We start from the raw sequence: 24,358 nt of genomic DNA on the forward strand, positions 1-24,358 counted from the left end.
TGTCCCACGGAATGTGCAGCGCCACCGTCGGCGCGATCCCGGTATACGCGTGCACCTGCGCCGCATCGGCCAGCTTCTCGTACGGATCCCGCGGCACCCCCCGCTGCGCGAAGACCTTGAACCGGGTACCACTGTTGCCGAACGCCCAGGACGGCGTCTCGATGTGCTGTGCCCTCAGGGCGGCCTTGATGTCCATGTCACTCCCGGGGCAGACGTGACGGCTCCCGCTCCGGCCCCACGGAGCGGGAGCCGGGGTGTCAGAAGTCGAAGTCGTCGATGTTGTCCTTGGTGAACACGAACGGGTCGCCGAGCAGGACGGTGCCGTCCTTGCCCACGGTGTACTCGCCGAGCTTGCCGGCGGTGAACTTCTCGCCCTCCTTGCCGGTGATCATGCCGGAGGCCAGCGCCCCGCCGGTGTAGGCGGCCAGGTAGCCCAGGTCGGAGGGGTTCCACAGGGCGAAGGACTTGACGGTGTCGTCCTTGATGTAGGCGCGCATCTGGTTGGGCGTGCCGAGGCCGGTGAGCTGGACCTTGCCCTTGTACTCCGAGCCGGACAGGTAGCGGGCCGCCGCGGCGACGCCGACCGTGGTGGGCGAGATGATGCCCTTGAGGTCCGGGTACTTGGCCAGCAGGCCCTGGGCCTCCTGGAAGGACTTCTGGTCGTCGTCGTCGCCGTACACGGTGGCGACCAGCTTCAGCTTGCCGTACTCGGGCTTGGCCAGCTCGGTCTTCATCATCTCGATCCAGGCGTTCTGGTTCGTCGCGTTCGCCGTGGCGGACAGGATCGCGATCTCGCCGCCGTCCGGGCCGACCGCCTCGCTGATCAGCTTGATCTGGGAGGCGGCGATGCCCTCGGCGCTGGCCTGGTTGATGAAGGCGTCGCGGCAGGTGGGGTTGGTGTCGGAGTCGTAGGTGACGACCTTGGCGCCGGCGGCGCGGGCCTCGCTGAGCGCGCCGCAGATGGCGTCCTTGTCGTTGGCCGAGACCACGATCACGTCGGTGCCCTGCTGGGAGAGCGTGTTGATGTAGGAGACCTGCGCCGACGGGCTGGCCTCGGACGGGCCGGTCTGGCTGTAGACGCCCTTGAACTCCGCGACCGCCACCTTGCCGCCCTTGTTGTCGGAGGCGTCGAAGTACGGGTTGTTCACCTGCTTGGGCAGGAAGGCGATCTTCAGCCCCTCCTTGATCGTCTTCGCGGCGGCACTGGCGCCTCCGGACGGCTGGGTGGCGGCCGGTTCCTCGGTGGCGCAACCCGTTACGGCGAGGCTGAGAGCGGTGAGCACGGCCAGGGCGATGGTCCGGCCTGCTCGACTTTTCGCTGCCATGATGATGTTTCCTTTCGTGGCCCGCGGCGGGGGGTCAGGGGGTGACGGATCGCCGGCGGCGCATGCGCTCGCGCAGCATGCCGGCGACGTTGGGTCCCACAACGGAGACGATCAGCAGGGATCCGGTGATGATGGTCAGGGTGTTGGCCGGGACGTAGGCCAGTTGCAGGGCGTTGCGCAGGGTGCCGAGGAGGATGACCGCGGCGATGACGCCGATCAGCCGCCCCCGGCCGCCGAAGATGGACACGCCGCCCAGCAGGACGGCCGCCACGACGGCGAGTTCGAGGCCCAGGCCGTTGTCGGCGCGGGCGCTGGCGTAGCGCAGCGTCCAGAACACCCCGGCCAGCGCCGACATCGCGCCGGTGGCCACGAACAGCCAGAACTTCGTGCGGGCGACGTTGATGCCGGTGAAGCGGGCGGCCTCGGCGTTGTTGCCCATGGCGTACAGGCCGCGGCCGATCGGGGTGGCGTGCAGGACGATCCCGAAGACGAGCGCCAGCGCGGCGACCACGAGGATCATCCACGGGATGGTCAGGCCGGGGATGGCGGCGATGGCACCCATGTTCCACTCCGGCGGGTAGTCGGCGACCGCGCGGTCACCGAGGACGACGTAGGCCAGTCCCCGGTAGAGGGCGAGCGTGCCGATCGTCACGGCCAGGGACGGCAGGCCGAAGCTGGTGACGAACAGGCCGTTCACCGCGCCGAGCAGCGCTCCCAGCAGGAGGCAGAGCGCGATCATCAGCGGCAGTGACGTGACGCCCCACAACCACAGCTGGCCCATGACCGTGCAGGTCAGGCCGAGGATGCTGGCCACGGACAGGTCGATCTCGCCGGTGATGACGACGAGGGTCATGGGGAGCGCGATCAGCGCGATCGGGATGACCTCCAGCGTGACGAACCGCCAGAACCGCGGGCTGGCCACCCCCTCGACGCTGACCGTGCCCACCAGGACGACCAGGACCAGGGCGATGAGCAGAGCGGTGTCCCAGGAGCCGGCGATCGACCGCATCCGCTCAGCCATGACTGCTCCTTCCTCTCAGGGTCTGGGCGAGCCGGACGGCCAGCGCCCGGTCGAGGCCGATGGCGGCCAGGATGAGCGCGCCGACGGCGGCCCGCTGCCAGAACGGGCTCACGCCGAGGACCGGCAGCGCGCTGCCGATCGTGGTGAGCAGGACCGCGCCGAGCGCGGCGCCGTAGACCGAGCCGCTGCCGCCGAAGATGGCGACGCCCCCGACCACGACGGCCGCCACGACGTTCAGCTCGAAGCCGTTGCCGGCGTTGGCGTCCAGCGTGCCGAAGCGCGCCGCGTACATGACTCCGGCCAGCCCGGCGAGGGCGCCGCTGACGACGAACGCGGCGAACACCCGCCGCCCCACCGGGATGCCGGCCAGGCGGGCGGCGACCGGGCTGGAGCCGATCGCGTACATCTCCCGGCCGCTGCGGTAGGTGCGCAGGTAGTAGCCCGCCGCCACCAGCACCACGACGGCGAACAGCGTCAGCACGGGTACGCCCAGCACGGTCGCGCTGCCCATCCGCAGGAAGCCGGGCGGCATGTCGGCGGCGTTGATCTGCCGGCCGGTGGCCCAGGTGTAGTCGAGGCCGCGGAAGACGTACAGGGTGCCGAGCGTCACCACGAGCGCCGGTACGCGGGCGGCGGCGATGAGCGCGCCGTTCACGGCCCCGCAGGCGGCGCCGAGCAGCACGCCGACGGCGAGCGCCACCGGGATGGGCAGGCCGGGGTTCGCGACGAACAGGCTGCCCGTCGCGAACGCCGACAGGCCGAGGACCGACCCCACCGACAGGTCCACGTTGCGGGTGATGACGACGATGCTCTGGCCGACCGCGAGGACCGCGAGGATGGTCGAGCCCAGGAGCAGGTCCTTGATGCCCTGCGCGGTCAGGAACCGCGGGTTGACCAGCACCGTCACCCCGACGAGCAGCGCCAGCGCGACGGCGATGCCCAGCTCCCTGATCACGAAGACGCGATGGACGAGCCTGGTGCCCTGTCCCGCGTCCGTGGCCGGCTCGGTCCGGACGGCCGTCATGCGGCACCGCCCTGTCCGGTGGCGGCGAGCATCACCGACTCCTCGTCAGCCCGGGCGCGGGGGATGTCGGCGACGAGGCGGCCCTCGTGCATCACCAGGACGCGGTCGGCCATGCCGAGCACCTCCGGCAGCTCACTGGAGATCATCAGCACCGCGACGCCCTGCGCGGCCAGCTCGGACAGCAGCCGGTGCACCTCAGCCTTGGTGCCCACGTCGATGCCGCGCGTGGGCTCGTCGACGACGAGCACGCGCGGCTCGGTGGACAGCCACTTGGCCAGCACGACCTTCTGCTGGTTCCCGCCGGACAGGGCGGAGACCGGGTCGGTGAGCCGGGCGGTCTTGACCTGGAGGCGGCGGCTCCAGCTGTGCGCCGCGTCCCGCTCGGCGCCCCCGAACAGCAGGCCCAGGCTGCTGAGCGGCCACCGCCGCGCGAGGGTCGCGTTGCGCTCCACGGACAGCTCCATCACCAGGCCCTGCTGGCGGCGGTCCTCGGGCACCAGGGCCAGCCCGGCCGCGATGGCCGCCGGGGTGTCGCCGGGCGGCAGCGTCCTGCCCTCGACGACGACCTGCCCGGCGTCGTAGCGGTCCACGCCGAAGACGGCGCGCGCCACCTCGCTGCGGCCGGCGCCGACCAGTCCCGCGAGCGCCACGATCTCGCCGCCGTGCACGGTGAAGGAGACGTCGTCGAAGACGCCGCGCCGGGTCAGGCCGCGCACCTCCAGCCGGGGCTCCCCCACGGTGGCATCCGTCTTGGGGTACAGCGAGGACACTTCGCGGCCTACCATCCGGCGCACCAGCTCCTCGACGGTGAGCTCGGAGGCCGGGTCGGTGGAGACCCAGCGGCCGTCGCGCATGACGGTGACGCGCCGGCAGAGCGCGAAGATCTCGTCGAAACGATGGGAGATGAACAGCACCGCCGCGCCGTCGTCGCGCAGTGACCTGACGACCGTGAACAGCCGCTCGGCCTCCACACCCGACAACGCGGCGGTCGGCTCGTCCATGATCAGTATGCGCGCGTCGAACGCCAGCGCCTTGGCGATCTCGACGAGCTGCTGGTCCGCGATGGACAGGCCGCGCGCGGGCCGGTCGGGATCCAGGGAGACGCCCAATCTGCCGAACAGCGCCGCCGCCCTGGCGCGCATGGCCGCCGCGTCGATGCGGCGCAGGCTGCGCAACGGTTGCCGGCTCATGAAGATGTTCTCGGCCACGGACAGGTCGGGGAACAGCGTCGGCTCCTGATAGATCACCGCGATGCCGGCGGCCTGGGCGTCGGCCGGGCCCGCGGGCGTCAGCTCCTTCCCGTCCACCGTCAGCGTGCCCGCATCGGCCGCGTGGGCGCCGGACAAGATCTTCACCAGCGTGGACTTGCCGGCTCCGTTCTCCCCGACCAGGCCGTGCACCTCACCGGCCCACAGGTCGAGCCGCACCCCGGCCAGTGCCTGGACGGCACCGAAGTATTTACTCACGTTCTGTAACGAAAGGATGGGAGCGGAGTCGCTCACGTGCCCTCCAACAATGGCTGGGCAAAACGTTTTAAGGCCCCTGACCGTAAAAGGCGCCGCGCGACGTGTCAATAGGGCGCCAATCGGGAGTTGCGCCACCTCTGCCCGCTCTCACGTGCGCGGCGGCTCCCCTGTGCGACCGCATCACGTTTCCGTCTCATGTCGAACAGGGCGCGAAGGGCGGGAGCGGCTCCGGAAGAGGCCCGCCGCCGCTCGCGGGCGGGCCCGCCACCCGCTTCCCCGGCTCCACCTGGCCTTCCCGGGCGCTTCCACGCCGGCGATCGAGCCCGCCCCCACCCGGCCCTTCGCCTGCGAACGGGGATGACGTCCCTGGCCAGAGGCCTGATCACGATGGGTATCGTTACCCAATGGGATCGTCGGACGATCAACTGAGATGCCGATCCTGCGTGAACCGTTGCCCAAACACCCTCTTGACGACGTTTGCGGGAACGCTTACGTTAGCGACATCTTCGGGGTGCTTAAATCGTTTTACGGTGAGAGGAGCATGCCGTCGCCTCGCTCCCCTCCCATCCGAGACAGGAGTGACCCGTGTCCTCATTACGTCGCCGGATTCGTGTATTAGCGGGGCTGGGAGTGGCGTTCACTCTCGTCCTCTCGCAGCCGCTCAACGCCCCGCCGGCGGTGGCCGCCGGCGGACAGTCCGCTGCCGGGGTCGTCGACCTGCGGGTGGACGGCCGGCGCGACCAGCCCCTCGGCATCGACAACCCCGCCCCCCTGATGAGCTGGCGCATGACGCGGACCCGGCAGACCGCGTACCAGATCCAGGTGGCCGCGAGCGAGAGCGACCTCGGGCGCGGACGGCTGATCTGGGACTCCGGCAAGGTGAGCTCCGCCGTCCAGTCCGGCGTCCGCTACGGCGGGCGGCCCCTGACGTCGCGGGAGAAGGTCAGCTGGCACGTACGTGTCTGGGACGGGGGCAGGCAGCCGTCGGGCTGGAGCAGGCCGTCGTCCTGGGAGATGGGCCTGCTGCGGCAGAGCGACTGGGGGGCGGCGCGCTGGATCGAGTACCCCGGCCGCACCGAGGGCCGGCCCATGCCGATCTTCGCCCGCGCGTTCGACCTCGACCGCGGGAAGCGCGTGGCCGGCGCCCGCCTCTACCTCTCCGGTGTCGGGCTGCACCTGCCGACCCTCAACGGGCGCAAGCTCAGCGACGAGGTGCTCGCCCCCGGCAACTCCAACTACCAGCTCTCCAGCGAGTACCGCACCTACGACGTGACCGACGACCTGCGCGCCGGGGCCAACACCCTCGGCGTCCGGCTCGGCAACGGCCCCGCCTACGTACGGCGCGGCGTCACCAACCCGGCCGTCGGCCGGACCGCGCCCTACTCCTGGTGGCAGAGCCAGCTCAAGGGCAGCGGCACCCTGACCGCCGACGCCGCGCCCGGCGCCACCACCGTGGCACTGGACAACGTCACCGGCTACCACGTCGGCGGCACGATCAACATCGACACCGGCAACGGCGGCGACAACCTCGAGTCCCGTACGATCACCGCGATCGGCAGCGCCGACCTCACCTTCACCCCCGGCCTGTCCAAGCCGCACTCCACCGGCGCGACGGTCACCGGCTCCGGCAACAACATCGCCGCGAGCGACGCGAGCGCCGGCGCCGCCGTGACTCCCCGCCTGATCGCCCGCCTGGAGATCACCTACACCAACGCCTCGACGGACGTCATCGTCTCCGACCGCGGCTGGCGCACCGCGCTGGGCGCCCTGGTGACCGACGCCTGGTATTCGGGCTCCGACTACGACGCCCGCCGCGAGCAGCCGGGCTGGGACTCCCCCGGCGCCGACCTGTCCCCCACCGCCAAGCGGCGCGACGGCTCGGCCATGGCCTGGGTGGACGCCGGCATCGCGCCACCGCCGAACCTCGCCACCCAGCTCGTCGCCCGCACGGCCGAGCCGGTGAAGGCCGTCGAGACCTTCACCCCCGTCTCCTTGACCAACCCGGCCCCGGGCGTCTGGGTGTTCGACCTGGGCCAGAACATCGCCGGCTGGCCGCAGCTGAACCTCAAGGGCAGGGTGCCCGGCGGCGTCACCGTCCGCATGTCACCCGCCGAGTCCCTCGCCCCCGACGGCACCGTGGACCAGGCGTCGCTGATGGGCGGCGGCGGCAACCGGGGCCGCGACCTGTTCAACACCTACACCACCGCCGGCCTCCCCGGCGGCGAGAGCTGGCACCCGGACTTCAACTACTTCGGCATGCAGTGGATCCAGGTCACCGGCCTGCCCGAGGGGTACACCCCGCCGAAGGACCTGGTCAAGGGCGTCCGGCTGCAGGCCGACACCCCTGTGGCCGGCGAGGTGACCACCTCCGACGCGCGCGTCAACCGGATCCACAAGATGTCCCGCTACTCGTTCGCGTCCAACATCATGTCGGTGTTCACCGACTGCCCCGGCCGCGAGAAGCTGTCCTACCCGGCCGACTACACGATGCCGATGGGCGCCATCCACCGTAACCACGACCTCGCCGCGTACCTGAAGACCACGATGCGGCACCTCGTCGAGGGCCAGTCGATGGCCGAGACGCCGATGCGCGGCAACGTGGCGCTCAAGACCCCCGTCTACGACTGGGGCTACAGCGGGCGCTTCGGCGACGAGATCAACTGGGGCAACGCCATCATCCTCGTCCCGTCCCTGCTGTACGAGCTCTACGGCGACACCGAGACGATGGCCCGCCACTACGACCAGATGGTCGACTTCGCCGACTACATCCAGCGCCAGAAGGTCGGCACCGGCGACAACGCGCACATCGTCGACGCCGCCCTCGCCGACTGGGTGGCCGCCGACCAGACCTCGGGCCGGATCACCGGCACCTGGGGCTACTACGTCATGATCACCAAGCTGGCCGAGATGGCCGAGCTGACCGGCCACGCCGACGACGCCACCCGCTACCAGGCGCTGGCCACCGACATCAGGAACGCCTTCAACGCCCGCTTCTACAACCAGCAGCTCCGCCGCTACACCACCGACGGGAACGCCGGGACCGCGGGCGCGACCCAGACGGCCCAGGCGCTCGCCCTCGACGCCGGGCTCGTCCCCGACGGCGAGCGGCAGGCGGTCCTCGACGCGCTCGTCGAGCTCGTGTACGCCTTCCACCCCAACGGGGACGGCCCACACTTCAGCGGCGGCACCATCGGCATGGGCCCGACCGTCCGGGCGCTGTCCGACGGCGGCAGGGACGACGTCCTGTGGGACCTGCTGCAGGAGAACGACCAGCCCGGCTACGGCTTCTTCATGGAATCCACCACCGCCAACCCCGGCGGCATGACCACCATCGGCGAGCGCTGGAACCGCGGGGACTCCAAGAACCACATGATCCTCGCCCAGATCGAGGAGTGGTTCCACACCGGCCTGGCCGGCATCCGCGCGGCCGACGACTCGATCGCCTACCGCGAACTCGTCATCCACCCCAAGCCGGTCGGCGACCTCACCTTCGTCAAGGGCAGCTACGAGACGCCGCAGGGCACCGTCCGGTCCGAATGGACCAGGTCGGAGCGCCGGTTCACGCTGACGGTCGACGTGCCCGCGAACACCACCGCCGAGATCTGGGTGCCGGCCAAGGACCGACGCCTCGTCACGGCCCCGCACCGGGCCACGTTCCTGCGCATGGACGGCGGCCACGCCGTCTACGGTGTCGACTCCGGCTCCTTCACGTTCAGGGCGGCGGCGGGCTGACCCCATGAAACCGGTCCCCGCCCGTCCTGACGGGTGGGGACCGGACGACGGCGGCTCCGGCGGGGTCACCGCCGGAGGCCGTGGGAACGGCGGCTACGGGGCGCGTACCAGGCCCACTCCGCGGTCGGCGACGTCCACGCCGGAGGCCAGCGGGCTCACGGCGGCCGAGGCCAGCAGGCGGGCCATGACGGTGGACGACGTCGCCGGCAACGGCGACTTCATCACGTCCTCCCACCACAGTGCCGTCACGCCGGCGACGTGCGGCGTGGCCATGCTCGTCCCGCTCAGGGCCCGCAAGCCGCCCCCGACCCGCGCGGAGAGCACGCCGACCCCGGGCGCGCTGATCTGCGGGAAGGTGTTGGAGAAGGGAGCGATGACCAGGCCGTTGCCCGTGGAAGACTGCGCCAGCGCACCGACCGCGATGACACCCTCCGCGGCCGCGGGCAGCGACACGGCGATCTCGAAGTCGGGATGTGTCTGACGCTCGCTCTCGTTACCCGCCGCGGCCACGACGATCGTGCCGGGGCCGATCGCCTCGCGGGCGGCGACCATCTGCATCAGCGCGTCGAAGAGCCTCAGGTTGGCCCGGTACGCCTCCAGCGCCAGCGAGGTCGCGAACCTCGGCTGCCGTCCCATGTCGACCAGCCGCTGGACCATGCCGGGGAAGTCGAACCCCAGGGACATCGAGACCACCTGGGCGCCCTGCTGGAGCGCCCACTGCATCCCCCGCAGCAGCCCCTCGGTGTCGCCGCTCCCGTCGTCGGCCAGGACCTTGCCGATCAGCGCCCGGGTCACGCCGGGCGCGACGCCGATGCGCGTGCCGTCGACGGCCCGGCCGAAGACCGTGCCGGCGCAGTGCGTGCCGTGGCCCTGCTTGTCGCCCAGGCCCGAGCCGCTGAAGTCCTCCTGGATGAGGGTCACGCCGGTGAAGGCGGGATGGGTGCCGTCGATGCCGGTGTCCAGGACGGCCACGATGACCTCCGCCCCGGTCCGCGTCGAGACGTCGGCGCCCACCGCCTGGACGCCCCACGTGGCCGCGGCGGCCGCCGCGGTCGAGGCCTGCCCGTCGGCGCCCTCCTCGAACGGCTGGATGAGCGCCGTCGGCATGACCGGCGCCACCGCGCGCACCTCCGGGTCGCGGGCCACGTCGCGCAGCTCGCGCTTGCTGAGTTCGACCACCTCCACGTGCGGTTCGCTCCCGGCGAGGACCGGAGGCGGCCCGGCAGGCCGCGTCGATTCGAAAGGACTGGCCGTACGCACGCCGCTCATGTCGCGCAGCACGCTGTATCTCTCGCCCACTGGCACTACTCCCGATTTCCGCCGTCCCGTGGGACGGATCACTGCCGTTCCGGCTCCACCGGGTCAGTGCCCGCGTGCGCCTCCGCTCGTGCCCAAGCCACGATGGGGATACGGCCAAGAGAGCACCCGTCCGGCCGGCGGTCACCGGAGAACCGACGGCTGCCGGCGTACCTCTTCCTCCTGCGTCGCCTGCAGCCCGCGCGCGAGGTGCTGCTGCAGCTCGATGTGCCGGAACTGGTAGTAAGGTCCCTCGGTGCGCAGCAGGCCGAGGCGATGCGCGTCGTCCAGGAAGTTCATCGCCCGCAGGGGCAGCCTCCCCTTGGTGGCCAGGCGGGGAACCGTCAGGCTGTAGGCCAGCCAGGCGTGGTGGCTGCCCAGCACGAGCCCGAACAGCAGCCCCAGCAACAGGCCGCCCGCGAGCGCGACGCTCCCGTCGAGCTGGGCCTCCAGTCCGATGCCCGCGGCCATGAGCCCCACCACGAGCCCGCTGAAGATCCGGATCACCGTCAGGTTCCGGTCCGCCCGCCAGGTCGAGCGCGGGGATCTCGCGGTCGCGGTGGTGGCCGGGTGCTCGACCCAGTGGATCAGGCTGAGCACGACGATGAAGCCGACGCCGGACATCCAGCCGATGTCCCTCGCGGCCTCCAGACCGTTCGTCCCTCCGACCGTCCTGCCCATGAGCCAGCCGATGAGCGCTCCCAGGGCTCCGACGAAGAGCCCTGCCCCAATGACCCGGGCCAGCTCGGAGAGCCTGCCGCGCACCCGGAAGTCGGCGTGGCCCGGCGCCTCGGTGAACCAGGACCCGGCCACGGTGATGATCACGAGCGCGGCCACCAGCCCCAGCCCCGCTCCGACGATGTGCAGCTTCGTCACGATCCAGAAGACCAGCCCGACCAGGACCCCGACCCCGATGCCGGTCCACAGCCGCACCGTGCGGTTCGGCGTGTGGCGGGCCAGGCGCCACCAGGCCACGTCGCGCGGGTCCTCCTCGTCCAGCGTGAGCTCCTGGCACAGGTAGGTGAGCCAGCGGACGACCTGCTCCGGAGTCCACGCGTGTTGCGGCCGGAAGGGCTGTGCCGGGCCGTGGGCCGGTGGGCGCGTGCTCACCAGGGCGGGGATGAGCTGGTCGCACAGGTGGTCGTGCAGCTCGGCCGCGCTGCCGCGCCCCAGCTCCAGCAGCGGTTCCGGGTTCACCCGCGGCGCGATGTACGTGGCGCGGACCAGCCAGAGCCCCAGGGACGTCGAGGTGACCTCGGCCAGGGCCGGGGCGCCGCCCGTACGCAGCGCCTCCAGCACCCGGGGCCAGACGGGATGGGACACCGGGGGCAGGCACGCGTGAAGGTAGTCGGCGGCCGCGGCCGGGCCCATGCGCTGGGGCTCGATGACCGCCGCCGCCGTCAGGACGTCGCCCATCTCCTCGACGGAATCGGCGAACTGCGCCGTGCGGCAGGTGAGGATGAGCTGGTCGTTCTCGCACATCGAGCGGTTCAGCGCGGCGAGCATGTCGGCGCGGGCGTGGTCGGGCAGCTCGTCCAGCCCGTCGATGACCGGCAGCACCTCGCCGCGGGCCACCAGGGTCTCCGGGATGTCGGGACCGAGCCCTTCGGCGCGGAGCGCCGGATAGTCCATCGCCAGGCTCTTGGCCAGCCAGTCCTGCAGGCGCGGGTGTACGCGGTCGTCCCAGCGTGCGGCCGACAGCAGCACCGGGACGGGCTCCTCCGGCTGCCGCGTGCGCAGGAGTTCGAGCACCAGCTGCACGGCCAGGGTGGTCTTCCCGGTGCCCGGGTCGCCCAGGATGACCAGCCGGCGGCAGTGCAGGGCGCGGAAATTGCGTGCCATGTCCTCGACGTGCACGTCCAGACCGGGGAAGGCGACGGTGCCCTTGGCGATGATCTCGGGATGGTCGGCGAGCTCGCGCCGTTCGGTCGAACGCCAGGCCAGCGGCATGGGCTCCGGATCGCACAGCGAGCGCATGACCGTCTCCTGGCGCCACTGCTCGGTCACCAGGCCGGCGAGGATGTCCTTCGCGGTGCCGATGCCGGCGGACGTCGGCGCCGGCGTGGGCGCACTACGCTTGCGCCACCAGGACAGGAACTGATGGCCCAGCGCTATCGCGCCGCTGGCCATGGAGATGTACGAGCCGATCGCGGCCGCGCTCCCCGGTTCTCCTGGCACATTCTTGGCCACCCAGAAGAACGCGAGGGCCAGGCCCAGAAACAGAACGCCCAGTGCGGCCGAAGCGCCTATTTTGCGATTCTGTCGCCAGTATTTCATTCCCATATAATCAGTATCCACGTCTTCCACGCCAGAGTGGGATTAAAGACCATATGTAAGGGTCGATCAATCGGCAAAACCTGCCGCGTCGTTCAGATGACCGTCAATCGTGCGGCAGTTCTTCGGAAACTCTCCCGAGCCCCGCCGCGGCGAGCCGGCCCCGGCTGCCGGGGACGACGAGGTTACCGTCGGTGACCAGCATGAACCGCTCCAGGAGCGGCACGACCACGTGCACGGCGGTGACCCCGCCGGGGAGGGCGCACACCGTACGGCAGTAGACCGTGCCGCCCCGCGCCCCTACCATCGCGGCCACCTTGCGCACCTGGTCGCCGGGAGCCCCGGCCGCCCCGGCGGCTCGGGGGAAGGGGACCACGCGCGCCTGTCGCAGGGCAGCGGTGAGGTCGAACCGCCCGCACGCGTGCAGGGCGGGGTGCTCCGCCAGCGCGGACGGCCCACCGCGCGCCCGCCCGCCGGGATCCGGCAGGCGCTCGCCCAGGGTGGTCTGCACCAGCTCGGTGAGGCAGCGCCAGGCGGCGTAGGCCGGGTCCAGCGAGGTCCCGGCGCCGCGCCGGTGCGGACGGCGGGAGGTGGGAGCGGTGTAGGCCAGCATGGTCGGGACCCCGATGTCACTGGTGATGTCCAGCAGGTGCACCGTTGACCCGGTCACCTCTTCCGCCGTGGCGTGCGCCCGCGCGAGGTCGTGGGGGAGCGTCCACGGGTCGATCAGCGCGGGCCGCAGCGGCTCCCCGCCCAGGAAGGTCCGCACCAGGAGCAGCGACAGGGCGTCGCGCTCGATGGCCTCGTTGAGGGCGTGCAACACCGCCTCGGCCGGCGTGACGCCGACGGCCGAGCCGCTGTTGCAGCTGTAACGCATCAGGTGGGCGTAGTCGCAGTCGTCGCCCGCCAGCTCGCGCAGCGCGGCGGAGCCGGTCTCGACGTACCAGGGGGCGGACAGGAACATCGGCAACAGCGCCTCCCCGGTCCCGGAGAGCGCGCGATAGCGCAGGCAGGCCATCCGGCGGCCGGGCATCCGCGACAGCAGCAGCGCGCAGGCGTCGTCGCGCAGCGGCCCGGCGGCGATCGCGGCCGGCGCGGCCGGCTCCACGGCTCCTGGGTCGAACCCGGCGGGGCCGGTCAGGTAGTGCTCGACGGCTTCGAACAGCGCCCCCAGGCGGGCCTCCTCCTGCCGGCCCTTCCCCATCCCGCACGCGAGCGGAGAGTCGTCCTGCGCGCCGCCGAACAACCGGCACCACCAGGCGGTCGGATCACGGCCCCCGCCCGTGTCCTCCAGCCGGGCCCGCAGGCCCAGCGCGGCCAGTGCCGCCGCCGCCCGCCTTCCGGCCTCGGCAGGCGGCACCGCCCGCTCCACCGCGCCGAACACCCGGCCGGCCTCTTCCGGGCCGGGCGGCCCGCACGGCGTACGGAGACGCGACATGGTTACTGTTCGTCATCACCGGTCATCGTGGGCGACAGTTCCTCCAGCCGCTCGAGCTCGGCCCGGGTCAGCTGTTGGGCCCGCCTGTCCAGCGACTCGACGGAGACAAAGTCCACGTTTCTCCCCATGAGACTCCCCCTTCGCTTTCCTCATCCAGCGTAGCCCCGGCCCGGCAAAATATCGGAAAAGATACCGCGAATTATGCGAAGACAGTTGCAAAGCGAACAAGCTTCGCCGAAGGGTCAATTCACCGCCAACTAATCCGCGACCGCTGGACGGGGCCTCGCCGCGACATGCATATTTAATGTGACGTGTCCCTGTAGGAGAGAATCGCCGGGAACTCTGAAGCGGCAGACTGTTATGGATATATCTGCAGAAGTCCGGGAAAACAGGGTCGAACACACCAAGGCCGCCGCCGTACGGTATCGCTGGAGCGGCTCCGAGCGCGACGAGGCCGGGCGGAGGCGCGAGCGGGGAGAGGCGTTCCCCGACACGCCGGAGATGCTCGCCACCCGCACCGCCCGCCTCATCCAGCGCAACGGCATCCCCGTCGAGGCGGCGCTGGAGGCCACCCGGCCCGACGTCCTCGACCGCCCCAGGATGTACGAGCGCATCCTCGGGGTGGCCAAGGACCTGCAGGCGTGGAGCTTCCTGCCCCGGGGCGCGCGGGCCGCGCGGACCGTCGCCCGGATCTCCGTCTGCGAGAACGGCCGCGAGATCCCGATCGGCACCGGCTTCCTGGTCTCGCCGAGGCTGATGCTGACCAACCACCACGTGTTCCCCGACGTCACGGTGGCGCGCTCGGCCATCGTGGAGTTCGACGCCCAGGTGACCGTCGACAACGCCCCCGACGTGGCCAGGCGGTTCTTCCTCGACCCCGATGCCCTCTTCGTCGCCGACCGCGATCTCGACTACGCCCTGGTCCTGGTGAGCCCCGGCGCCGACGGCCGGCCCGTGGGCGAGACGTTCGGCTGGAACCGGCTCAGCGTCCAGCGGGGCAAGCTGGTCATCGGGGAGGCGGTCAACATCATCGGCCACCCCAGCGGCCGGCTCAAGGAGATCTCCATCCGCGAGAACCGGCTGGAGGCCCGGCTCGACGACTTCCTCCAGTACCAGACCGACACCGAGCCCGGCAGCTCCGGCTCCCCGGTCTTCAACGACCAGTGGGAGGTGACGGCGCTGCACCACAGCGGCGTCCCCAGAACGGACGGCCAGGGCCGGATCCTGCGGCGCGACGGGCAGGTGTGGCACGAGGGGGACGGCGACGACGCCGTGGACTGGGTCTCCAACGAGGGCGTGCGCATCAGCGTCATCCTCAAGCACCTCGCCGCGCTGCCGCTCGACGGGAACCGGCGGGCGCTCCTGGCCGAGATGGGACGCGAGTCCGGGCTCCAGGACCGCCCCCTGGACGGGCTCCAGGACCATCCCCCGGATGGCCTCCAGGACCATCACCCGGACGGGCTCCTGACCGGACCCCGGCCCCAGCCACAGACTGGGCCCCAAGCCGAACCTCAGAACGGGCCCCAAGCCGAGCCTCAGGACGGGCCCCAGGGCGGCATCGCCCCGCGAACGGCCGCCGCCGGCCTGGTCCCGCCCCCTGCCCCCTCGGTCGACGGGATTCCCGTCGAGACGGGCGCCCAGGCGAGCGCCGGGCCGCTCCCGGCCGGCGTGCCCGTCCAGGCCGGCGTGCCCGGCGCCGGGCTGGCGTCGCGGCCGAGCGCGTTCGGCGGGTCCGTACACCTGGTCTTCCTCCATGGCCGCGGCCAGCAGGGACACGATCCCGAGCGGCTGCGCCGCTACTGGACCGCCGGGCTGAACGGCGGCCTCACCCGCGCGGGGCTGGACACCATCACGCCGGACGACGTCTGGTTCCCCTTCTACGCGCCCCGGCTCGTCCAGGCCATGGGAGCGCTGGAGACCCTGCCCACCTTCGCCCGGGAGGCCCTCGGCGATCCCGTGGAGGCCGCCGCGCCGCAGCCCGGCGGCGCGCGCCGGCTGTACGAGCAGCTGATCACCGAGGCGGCGGCCCGGACCGGCATGCCCGAGCCGCGGCCGGTCGGCGAGGAAGGGCTGAGCGATGCCGTGCACCAGGCGTTGAGCTGGCTGGCCGACACCACCGACCTGGACCGGCTGTTCATCGCCGCGATCTTCGGGGACGTCGCCGCCTACCTCGACGACCAGCGGGTACGGGAGGCGGTGCTGGACTGCGTCCTCCAGACGATGCCGCGTACCGGCCGATTGGCGCTGGTCACCCACAGTCTGGGCACGATCGTCGCCATGGACCTGCTCACCCGGTTGCCCCCGGAGGTGGAGGTCGATCTGCTCGTCACGACCGGCAGCCCGCTCGGCCTGGACAGCGTCCATGAGCGCCTGCTGTCCGGCGGGCCCCACCGTCCCGGCCTGGTGGCCCGCTGGTTCAACGTCTGGTGCCCTATCGACCCGGTCGCCATCGGCTGTCCCCTGAGCGACCACTGGGAGGGAGAGCTGACCGAAATACCCGTCGCCAACCCGGCGGGCCGGGCCCACGACATCGAGGAGTATCTCGCCCACCCCGAGGTCGCCCAGGTGATCGGTGGCGCGCTCACCGCTCCGGCCCCGGCGTGACAGCGCGGGGACGGACGGAGGGCGGCGTCGCCGAGGACCGGCGCTTCCCGCTATTCCGGAGGGCTGCTGGACCGGAGGCGGTCTTCGAGGGTCTCGACCAGGCCGGCGATCACGCCCTCGGGTGAGGGGCTGTAGTGCGGGACGGCCCACCGGGTGATTTTGGCGTCGATCACCGTGGGCCGGCCGGAGCTCAGCGCCGCGCGGAAGGCGTGCTCGAACTCCTCGAGCGTCTCCACGCGGTGGCCGTCGGCGCCGCACGCCCGCGCGTAGGCCGCGAAGTCGGGGTTGTCGAACTCGACGAGCCCGCTCTCCAGGTACGTCGAAAGCTGGTAGAGCTTGATCAGCTTGAACTCCCCGTCGTTGAAGATGACCCAGATGACGGGGATGTCGTGTTCGACGGCCGTCATCAGCTCGAAGCCGGACAGGGAGTAGCACCCGTCGCCGCAGCCGACGACGACCGTCCGCTCCGGTTGCCCGACCTTCACCCCGATCGCGCCGTTGACGTGCCCGGCCATCGGGCCGAACGAGCCGGCCTTGCGGAAGTTCTGGCCCTCCTCCACGTCGACGTAGTAGCCGAGCCACGCCAGATGCGCCCCGGCGTCGGCGAGGAGCACGCCGCGCTCCGGGAGCATGCGCCCGATCGCCTGCGCGAGCTCGCCCGGGTGGATCTTCCCGGTCAGGTGGGTGATGTGCCTGGTCTCGTAGTCCCTGCCCTCGACCTCGGCGGGCGGCACCTCGCCCACCTTCCCCGCCAGCGCGTCGGCGATGGCAGCCACCGCCGGTCGCGCGTCGGACAGCAGCGCGTGGTCAGGCTTGTACGCCTTGCGGAACTCGTTCTCCGAGATGTTCACGTGGATGAGCAGCTTGCCGTCGAACAGGTCCTCGCGATAGTTGAACGTGGCGTGCTGGTTGAGGGAGTTCCCGACGCACAACACGACGTCGGCCTCGCGGAAGGCCTTCCAGGCGGCGGCGTGACCGCTGTCGGCGAAGACGCCCACCGACAGCGGGTGCCGTTCCGAGACGATGCCCTTGCCGTCGAGCGTGGTCAGCAGCGGGATCCGGAAGCGTTCGATCAACCGCTTGAGCTCCGGGCCCGCGCCGCTGCGGACGGCGCCGAACCCGGCGAGCGCGACGACGCGCCGGCCCTGGGTGATGGCCTCGGCCAGCACCGACGCGATCTCCTCCACGCGAGCCGGGTCGGGCAGGACCGGCGCGACGTCGAGGCGGACGGGCCGGACGTTCGCCACCTCGACGCCGCGCTCCGTCAGGTCCAGGGGGACGTGGATGTGCACCGGCCCCGGCCGGCCCGCGAAGGCGAGGTTGACCGCCTCCTCCAGCACGTCGCACGTGTCCGCGGCGTCCTCCAGCAGGAAGGACTTCTTGGTCGTGGCCGCGAACATGGCCTGCGAGTCGGGTGTCCCGTTCAGGCCCGAGGTCTCGTTGAGCGAGCCCCATCCCTGCCATTTCCTGGGCGCGTACCCCGAGACGGCGAGGACCGGGTAGGAGTCGGACATCGCCATGGCCAGGCCGGAGAACAGGTTGAACGCCCCCGGCCCGGCCGTGGCGAAGCAGAAGCCGAGCTCGCCGGTGAACATCGCGTACCCGCACGCCATGAACGACGCCGCCTGCTCGTGCCGGGTGATGATCGGCCGGATCCGCGGCGAGTGCTTCAGCGCCAGCATCAGGCCGGCCGCGTTCTCCCCCGCGCCGCCGAAGGCGGCCCGCACCCCGACGTCCTCCAGCCCTTTGACGATGGCCTGGTAAACCTTCATGTCGTCCTCCTCGGCCGACCGGATGGCGCGCGCGGCTACGCGTGCCACCGCTCGGCGTGCCGTACGTGCGCGTCGGTCGTCCCGTCGGCGAAGAACCGCTCGTAGTACTCCGGCTCGACGTGGTGTGCCTGCAGCCAGATGCCGGGCACGTGGATGGCGTCGGTGTGCGCGGGGAACCGTCCGTGCGTGTCGTGGATGTACGTGCAGATGTCCCGTACGCACTCGATCACCGGCCGGTCGTACTCGCCCGCCTCGGCCAGGTAACGACGTCCGTAGTCGCCCTTGTAGATGCGGGCGAAGGTGCTCTCGTCGCTGTAGATGCCGCCCGGGCCGAACTTCGCCCGCACGACGCTTTCGACGGCGGCGGCCATCGAGGGGTGGTAGGGCGGGCAGGCGGCCTTGATGAGGTGCTCCCCGCCGGCCCGGAGGCCGACCGGGTGGGAGCGCAGCGCGGCGTACTTCGGCAGTGGAACGTGCCAGCGCAGCACGTCGGCGAGGCGGAAGCGCGGCGTGACGAAGTCGAAGCCGAGCATCCGGCCGTAGGCCCGGGAGAACTTCGGGTCGCCGAGCATGATCTGCGGGTGGATCGTCGCGTGGATCCAGGCGCCGAGGCCCATGGCGTCCGCGGTCAGCATCAGGTTCTGCAGGAGCAGGTCGGCCTCGACCTGGGTGCGCATCGGTCCCAGGGCCCCGAGCGGCAGCTTGAGGTCCCGGTTCAGGAACCCGCTCCTGATCCATTTGCCCACGCCCGCCGGGCGGTAGAAGTTGCGGTCGTCGACGAGGACCGGCCTGGCTCCCTCCGGCTGGGTGAGCAGGTACATCAGCCCGTTGATGTACTGGTGGGACAGATCCACCACGGGCAGGAACAGCGTGGTGCCGGGGAGGTTGGACAGGAAGCGGTTGGAGTCCAGGTAGGCCGGGAAGTCCCGCAGGCCGTCGCCGACGTCGAGCCGGTGGGGCAGGACCCGCACCTTCGCCTGGCGGGCCCGCTCGACCAGCGTGCCGGCGTCGAAGGGCAGGTCCGGGGAGGGCGGCAGCTTCCTCAGGTAGTAGGTGCCGGTGTCGTTGATCATGAAGAAGTGGGTGCCCTGGGCGTTGTCGGGGCTGCCCGCCGTACGACCGGCCATGGTGAGGTTCGGCTTGGCCATGATGGGCTCGCCGTCGCGCGGGTCCTCGAACGGCCGGTCCGGCATGGTGAGGCCGGAACAGCCGGTGAGCGCGATGAGCACCGCCTCCTCCAGCTCCGTCAGCGGCATCGGCGGGTGCGGCGACCGGTAGCTCATCGAACCGGCCGGGACGGACGCGCCCCGGCTGACCCGGTGCGTCCGCCGCTTCCAGATGGTCTCCAGCAGGGGCCGCGACATGAGCTCCCGCAGCCCTTCCTGCCTGGTCACCGGCTTCATGTGCATAGTGGCTCTCGCTTCCGCTCGTTCCCTCAGGCGCGCGCGGGCCCCTCGGGCCCTTCCGGCGTCGCCGGGCGCCAGGGCGCGAAGGCGCTCGCCGTTCTCGGCAGGTGGCCCGCCAGCTCGGGGCAGTGCCGCAGGATGACGCTGGTCATGCCGTTGCGCTCGATCCAGTCGAGCCCCAGCGGGGTGTAGATCTCAGGCCGGAAGTCGACGGTGAGGAACCGGTCGCTCTGCAGGCGGCGGCTGGCCATGAGGATGAAGATGCGGAACGCCGTGTCGCTGAAGCCGAAACGCTCGGGCGGGTTCTCCGCGAAGAGCCCGACCACGGTGTCGATGTCGTCGACCGTGCGGTAGACGTCCTTGAGCCGGGCCAGCGCGTCCGGGTCGGAGGTGAGGTCCTCGAAGCGCCGCAGGCGCGGCTTGTGCAGCCCGGCGCGGAAGTCGTTGTAGCGCGGCACGCCGCGGCGGCGGGTGCGGACGAGGTCCACCACGGACAGGTCGATGATCTCCCCGTCCCGCTCGAACGCCTGCAGCGCGCGCGGGAAGTTGCGCAGCGTGATCGCCCCCGGGTGGGCGATGCCGAACGAGTAGAGCGAGTTCGCCAGGCCCACCCCGCGCATGACCGTCTCCGTGGCCTGGCCCTGCACGTCGTCGAAGCCCAGGGTGCGCAGCGTGCGCCCGGACGCGTGGTCGGCGATGCGGTAGTCGTCGGGGATCAGCGGGTGCATGCGGTAGACGGTGACGAAGTCCTCGGTGAGGGAGTAGGGCACCTCGTGGTGGTCCGGGAGGGTGTCGGGGATGCCCTTGAGCGCGTGCTCGTCGGTCAGCCACAGCCCGAGGTGGGTCAGCCAGTTCCGCGGCGGTCCCGCCCAGTTGGCCTTCAGCCCGACGTCGATCAGATCGGTCGCGAGGATCGCGGGCGTCCACTCCACGGTGTGGATCTTGGCGATCAGCGCGGAGACGACGAGCCGCGCCACGTGGTAGACGGTGTCCTCGTCCATGCCGGGGTACTCGCCGCGCAGGGCCTCGCACACGGCGTTGTGCTCGCGGGCGAAGAGGGTGTGCATGACGCTGAGCCCGAGCCACCAGTTCTCCCGGAACCCGGTGATCGGGATGCCGTCCGGCCCGGGCGCCAGGTGCCCGTCCTCCAGGTGCAGCGCCGCGCCGCCGCCCGGCTCGCGCAGGGACTTCGCGACGCTCTCGTCCCCGCCGTAGACCTCCGAGCCGTCCCACCAGTGGGAGGCGGCGTTGGCGCTCAGGATCGGCGGCCCCGCGTTCCCCGGCGGGCGCACGCCCTGGTCCGCGGCGAAGCGCATGACGGTCTCCGGCGCGCCGCCCGGGGTGTTGGTCCAGGTCATGCCGGGGGGCAGTGGCACCTCGACGCTCTTCGTACCGACCGGGTGACGCTTGTGGTCGACCCAGTCGTGCACCTGGAACTGGATCCACGCGGCGGCCAGGATGTTCAGCGAGCGCGCCGGGATGAAGGTGTCGCGGTGGAGCAGCTCCCTGCTGACCACCAGCGGATTGGGCACGTCGAAGAGGTCGGGCCGGTAGACGGGCCGCAGGTTACGGCCGAACGGCGAGCCGAGCGCGCCCATCGCCGGCGCGGACAGGTCGTTGTAGGTGCCGTCGTACGTGCGGCGGGTCCGCAGGTGCTCGTCGATGGGCGGCGGCACCGGGTGGGCCGCCGGCGGGGCGTCGCGGGTCTCGGTGTCGATGAGGTTGTCGCGGCGCAGCACCTGGCGGATGGCCTGGATGTTGAGCAGGCCCAGCCAGGTCGGCAGCTTGTGCCACGGGACGGCCCGGTTGAGGGCGCCGAAGCCGCGCTCCAGCAGCTCACCGACCACGACGTTGCGCCCCGGCGGCGGCGTGATGAAGCGCAGGCCGCGGCGGTGGGCGCTGCCGGCCTCGTAGGCGGCCTTGCGCGCGCGGTTCAGGTTGCCGAGGGGACGGAACTCGTCGGTGGTGTTCCACGGGTCGAAGGCGAGCTGGTCGATGTGCAGCGCGATGGCGCGCGCGTCGGCGGTGTCGAGGTCCTGGCGCGGGATGGTCAGCGTGGCCACCGGGATGGCGGGGGTGTCCTCCTCCGGCCAGTCGGTCGCGCCGTTCTCGATGGGCGTGCTCCTGGCGTCCACGTAGCGTTGCACGCACAGCTCGAAGACGACGTCCGCCCTGGCCAGCCGGGCGGCCAGCTCGTGGCTCAGGTAGTCGGGGTCGCTCCGCGAGGCGGGCGGCGCCGCCGGCGCCCCCGCGGCCGGGCGGAGCCGGTAGCGCACCGGCCCGGCGGGTCCCCACAGGATCGCACCGCGGCTCCAGTACGTCTCGAGCGCGAGGCTGCGTACCTGGTGCCTGATTCCCTCGGTCACGTTCCGCCGCATGCGCGCGGCCGCGGACCAGCCGACCGCCAGCGGCAGCTTGACGAACGCCCCGATCGCCCTGCGCGGGGTCGAGTCCGCACCGGCCATGGCCCGCGCGAACGCGACGAACTCGCGCGCGTCGCGGGCGTGGGAGACCGGATAGTTCGTCATCAGCAGGTCGTGGGCCTGATCCGGCCCCACCTGGACCCGCAGCGCCGCCCCGCGCAGATCGGGGGCGAAGTCCGGCCCGCGGGTGCCGGAGGCGTTGGACAGCCGCACCGTGACCGGGTATTCGGCGCCAGGCTGGGCGAAGCCGGTCCGCAGGTCTTCCGGAAGGTCCTGGCGGAACGCCATCCTGGCGTTCTCCACGCCCAGAATCGCCTTGGCGTGGAAGGCCCGCTCTATGCCGGGGGCGCCGCTGCGTCGCTGGATCCTCAACTGGACCCGCATGAGATCGCGGGCCAGCCGTTCGAAGATCACCCGTTCTCTCTCGGGGGTGCCTCCGACATAACGCTCGTACTGCTCGGTCGCGGGTGATTCGCGCACCGCCGGAGTTTCGCCGGCAACGCGCTCCTGCTGTCTGGTCATGTGGATTCCCTCCCGGCACTCGCCCGCACGAGCGGTTCGCGCGACCCTGGAATGCGATTCCCGCCGGGAATTCAGGCGCATTGTCAGAAGGCGCGCGCCCGGCGTGCGGGCAGGTCAGGCCCGGCTGTCCCAATCATCGCCGGGGGCGATGTCGGTACGGAACAACGCAGGGTGCATTCAGCCCAAGGGATATCCTTCCCGATTTACCAGCGAACCAAAGATGCGCCTTTCTTTGACCAATGCGGGAACGGGTGCGCGTTTAATTTCGCACTTTTGCGGCTCTTCACCTGCTCTGTCCGATCAGGTGTCGTCGCCTGGATCGCCACCCGTGGCGGCGTCGAGAAGGTGCGCGCCGGCGTCGTGCAGGGTGATGCCCGTGCCACCCGGAGAACCGGCGGGCATCCAGTCGTCGTCGGCGGCGACCGCCCGGAAACGGGTGTCGCGGGTCGGACCGTCGCCGACGAGGTGGCCGCACAGGCGGCCCGCGCGGTCGTACACGGCCCAACGCCCCGCGTCCACCTGCGGCATCGCGTCCGGGTTGTCCTTGAGCCACTGCGCGTTGGCCGCATGCCCGGGCCGCGCGTCGGTCTCGCTCCGGCTGTCCGGAGCCTCGTCCACCTGGTTGTCGTTCTCGCGAGCGCTACTCATACGGTGTCTCGCTCTCCATAGGTGCGCCCGACCGGCACACACCGCCGGACGGCGGCGTCCCGGCGAACGCGCGGAGCCTGAGTGCTCCTGGACCCGCGATCCTACCGGCTGCTCCAGGGGCGGCGTTCCTCAGGCGGGCTCATCACCGGAGCTGACGGCGCTGGGAGTGCCATCGCCGGGCGCCGATCCGGTGGCGGGACCGAGGGGTTCCAGCCAGCCGAGCCGCTCGGCCAGGTCACGGGCGCTGCCGATGACGGTGGCGATGTGAGAGGAGGGGTTGGCCTCGTGCCACAGCAGTGACCAGGGGTAGCGGGTGGCGGGCTCGATCAGCGGCCGCCAGGTGGTGCCCGGCCGGTTGGAGGTGCGAAAGGAGGAGGGGACGCAGTAGACGCAGCGGTGCTGGAGGACGAGGTCGGCCGCGGCGCGGCTGCTCTGCACGGTGCCCTCGTAGACGGTGGGCGCGAACCCGGCCGAGCGGCACAGCGTGAGGACGAACTGGTTGAGCTCCGGGGTCTGCGACTCCTCGCCGAGGAGCAGGCGCTCGTCGGCGAGCGCGGCCACGGACACGCCGTCGAGCCCGGCGAAGCGGTGCTCGTCGGGCACCAGCACGCCCAGCGGATCGAGCCTGATCAGCTTGGAGGTCACCTCGGCCGGCGCCTGGGAGGCGTGCCCGATGGCGATGTCCAGGCGGCCGTCGGCCAGCTGCCGGTACTGCTCGGAGGTGCCCGCCTCGACCTGATGGATCGTGATGCCGGGGTGGCCGCGCTGGAGCTCGCGCAGGATCTGCGGCATGGTGTCGTACCCGGCGTCGATGATGCCGGCACGCAGCGTGGGCGCCGATGTGACGGCGTTGCGCGCGGCCTGCCCGGCCCGGCCCACGTGATCGAGGATCTGGCGCGCCTCGACGAGGAAGGCCGCGCCCGCCGCCGTCAGATCGACGTGGTGGGTGCTGCGGTCCAGCAGGCGCACGCCCAGCTCCCGTTCCAGCCGCTGGATCTGCTGGCTCAGCGCGGACTGCACGATGTGCTCGCGGGCGGCCGCCCGGCCGAAGTGCAACTCTTCGGCCAGCGTCACGAAATAGCGCAACTGCCGTAACTCCATGCCCGCCACCCCTTCCCACCCGGGCGGCACCCATTACGGGCTATTTCCCCCACTCTAGGTGCCAGGTGGCGGTACTGGAGCGCGCCTGATCCGCGGCAGACCCCGGGCGCCGGTCAGTCGGCGGCGGGGGCACCGTCGGGTGGTGGCGGGCCGGCGCGGCGACGCTGGACGCGGCCGGCGTCGGGCCAGTGCACGTCGCTCACCCAGCCGGCCCGCTCGAACAGGCGGATCATGGCGGCGGACGGGTCGACCTGGCCGCGATCCACACCGTGCCGGGCGCAGCTGGGCTCGCTGTGGTGGCCGTTG

General features: G+C 71.5%; 14 protein-coding genes and 2 pseudogenes. 2 read left to right on the plus strand and 14 right to left on the minus strand.

The features are described from left to right. From ACTWPW_RS54745 to ACTWPW_RS54765, 5 genes and pseudogenes are all read right to left on the minus strand, one after another. Positions 1–196: pseudogene (locus ACTWPW_RS54745) on the minus strand (L-rhamnose isomerase); the annotation flags it as partial. A 61-nt stretch (positions 197–257) separates the two neighbouring features. Then, positions 258–1,325 (minus strand): rhamnose ABC transporter substrate-binding protein, encoded by a 1,068-nt coding sequence (rhaS, locus tag ACTWPW_RS54750; protein ID WP_375114268.1) that lies wholly within the window; start codon positions 1,323–1,325, stop codon positions 258–260. Between the two features lie 34 nt (positions 1,326–1,359). Further along, positions 1,360–2,346 carry an ABC transporter permease gene (locus tag ACTWPW_RS54755; protein WP_443173666.1) on the minus strand — a complete coding sequence of 329 codons (987 nt, stop codon included), beginning with the start codon at positions 2,344–2,346 and terminating at the stop codon, positions 1,360–1,362. After that, the gene (locus tag ACTWPW_RS54760) at positions 2,339–3,370 is read right to left on the minus strand and encodes an ABC transporter permease (protein WP_375114270.1); all 1,032 of its coding nucleotides are present in this window, start codon (positions 3,368–3,370) and stop codon (positions 2,339–2,341) included. The genes ACTWPW_RS54755 and ACTWPW_RS54760 overlap by 8 nt, the downstream gene beginning before the upstream one ends. Beyond that, complete coding sequence (locus ACTWPW_RS54765) at positions 3,367–4,836, minus strand: sugar ABC transporter ATP-binding protein (protein WP_443173667.1); 1,470 nt, start codon at positions 4,834–4,836, stop codon at positions 3,367–3,369. The genes ACTWPW_RS54760 and ACTWPW_RS54765 overlap by 4 nt, the downstream gene beginning before the upstream one ends. A 585-nt stretch (positions 4,837–5,421) precedes the next feature. On the opposite strand from ACTWPW_RS54765, the gene ACTWPW_RS54770 reads away from it, so the two are divergent. After that, on the plus strand, positions 5,422–8,568 hold the full coding sequence (locus tag ACTWPW_RS54770; RefSeq protein WP_443173668.1) for a family 78 glycoside hydrolase catalytic domain: 3,147 nt from the start codon (positions 5,422–5,424) through the stop codon (positions 8,566–8,568). A gap of 93 nt (positions 8,569–8,661) precedes the next feature. Here the strand turns inward: ACTWPW_RS54770 and ACTWPW_RS54775 are convergent, their stop codons facing one another. From ACTWPW_RS54775 to ACTWPW_RS54785, 3 genes are all read right to left on the minus strand, one after another. Continuing rightward, entirely contained in the window at positions 8,662–9,867 is a 1,206-nt protein-coding gene (locus tag ACTWPW_RS54775) for a S8 family peptidase (protein ID WP_443173669.1), read from the minus strand. 141 nt (positions 9,868–10,008) lie between these two features. Continuing rightward, positions 10,009–12,141: an NACHT domain-containing protein gene (locus ACTWPW_RS54780; protein WP_375114274.1), complete on the minus strand. Its 2,133-nt coding sequence runs from the start codon at positions 12,139–12,141 to the stop codon at positions 10,009–10,011. 103 nt (positions 12,142–12,244) lie between these two features. Next, positions 12,245–13,576: a YcaO-like family protein gene (locus ACTWPW_RS54785; RefSeq protein WP_443173670.1), complete on the minus strand. Its 1,332-nt coding sequence runs from the start codon at positions 13,574–13,576 to the stop codon at positions 12,245–12,247. A gap of 360 nt (positions 13,577–13,936) precedes the next feature. Between ACTWPW_RS54785 and ACTWPW_RS54790 the strand changes: the two genes are divergently transcribed. Further along, the gene (locus ACTWPW_RS54790) at positions 13,937–16,180 is read left to right on the plus strand and encodes a trypsin-like peptidase domain-containing protein (protein WP_443173671.1); all 2,244 of its coding nucleotides are present in this window, start codon (positions 13,937–13,939) and stop codon (positions 16,178–16,180) included. Positions 16,181–16,230: 50 nt separating this feature from the next. Here ACTWPW_RS54790 and ACTWPW_RS54795 read toward each other — a convergent pair whose 3' ends face one another. The 6 genes and pseudogenes from ACTWPW_RS54795 to ACTWPW_RS54820 form a co-directional block, all read right to left on the minus strand. After that, positions 16,231–17,952 (minus strand): thiamine pyrophosphate-binding protein, encoded by a 1,722-nt coding sequence (locus ACTWPW_RS54795; protein WP_443173672.1) that lies wholly within the window; start codon positions 17,950–17,952, stop codon positions 16,231–16,233. Positions 17,953–17,987: 35 nt separating this feature from the next. Further along, positions 17,988–19,361, minus strand: a complete 1,374-nt coding sequence (locus ACTWPW_RS54800) for a hypothetical protein (protein ID WP_375114277.1) — start codon at positions 19,359–19,361, stop codon at positions 17,988–17,990. A 26-nt stretch (positions 19,362–19,387) separates the two neighbouring features. After that, positions 19,388–22,303, minus strand: a complete 2,916-nt coding sequence (locus tag ACTWPW_RS54805) for a peroxidase family protein (RefSeq protein ID WP_443173673.1) — start codon at positions 22,301–22,303, stop codon at positions 19,388–19,390. A 300-nt stretch (positions 22,304–22,603) separates the two neighbouring features. Further along, entirely contained in the window at positions 22,604–22,951 is a 348-nt protein-coding gene (locus ACTWPW_RS54810) for a hypothetical protein (RefSeq protein WP_443173674.1), read from the minus strand. A 129-nt stretch (positions 22,952–23,080) separates the two neighbouring features. Further along, positions 23,081–24,052: a LysR family transcriptional regulator gene (locus ACTWPW_RS54815; protein ID WP_375114280.1), complete on the minus strand. Its 972-nt coding sequence runs from the start codon at positions 24,050–24,052 to the stop codon at positions 23,081–23,083. 113 nt (positions 24,053–24,165) lie between these two features. Then, positions 24,166–24,358: pseudogene (locus ACTWPW_RS54820) on the minus strand (acyl-CoA desaturase); the annotation flags it as partial.

Source organism: Nonomuraea sp. KM90 (genome assembly GCF_052246675.1).
Lineage (GTDB): Bacteria > Actinomycetota > Actinomycetes > Streptosporangiales > Streptosporangiaceae > Nonomuraea.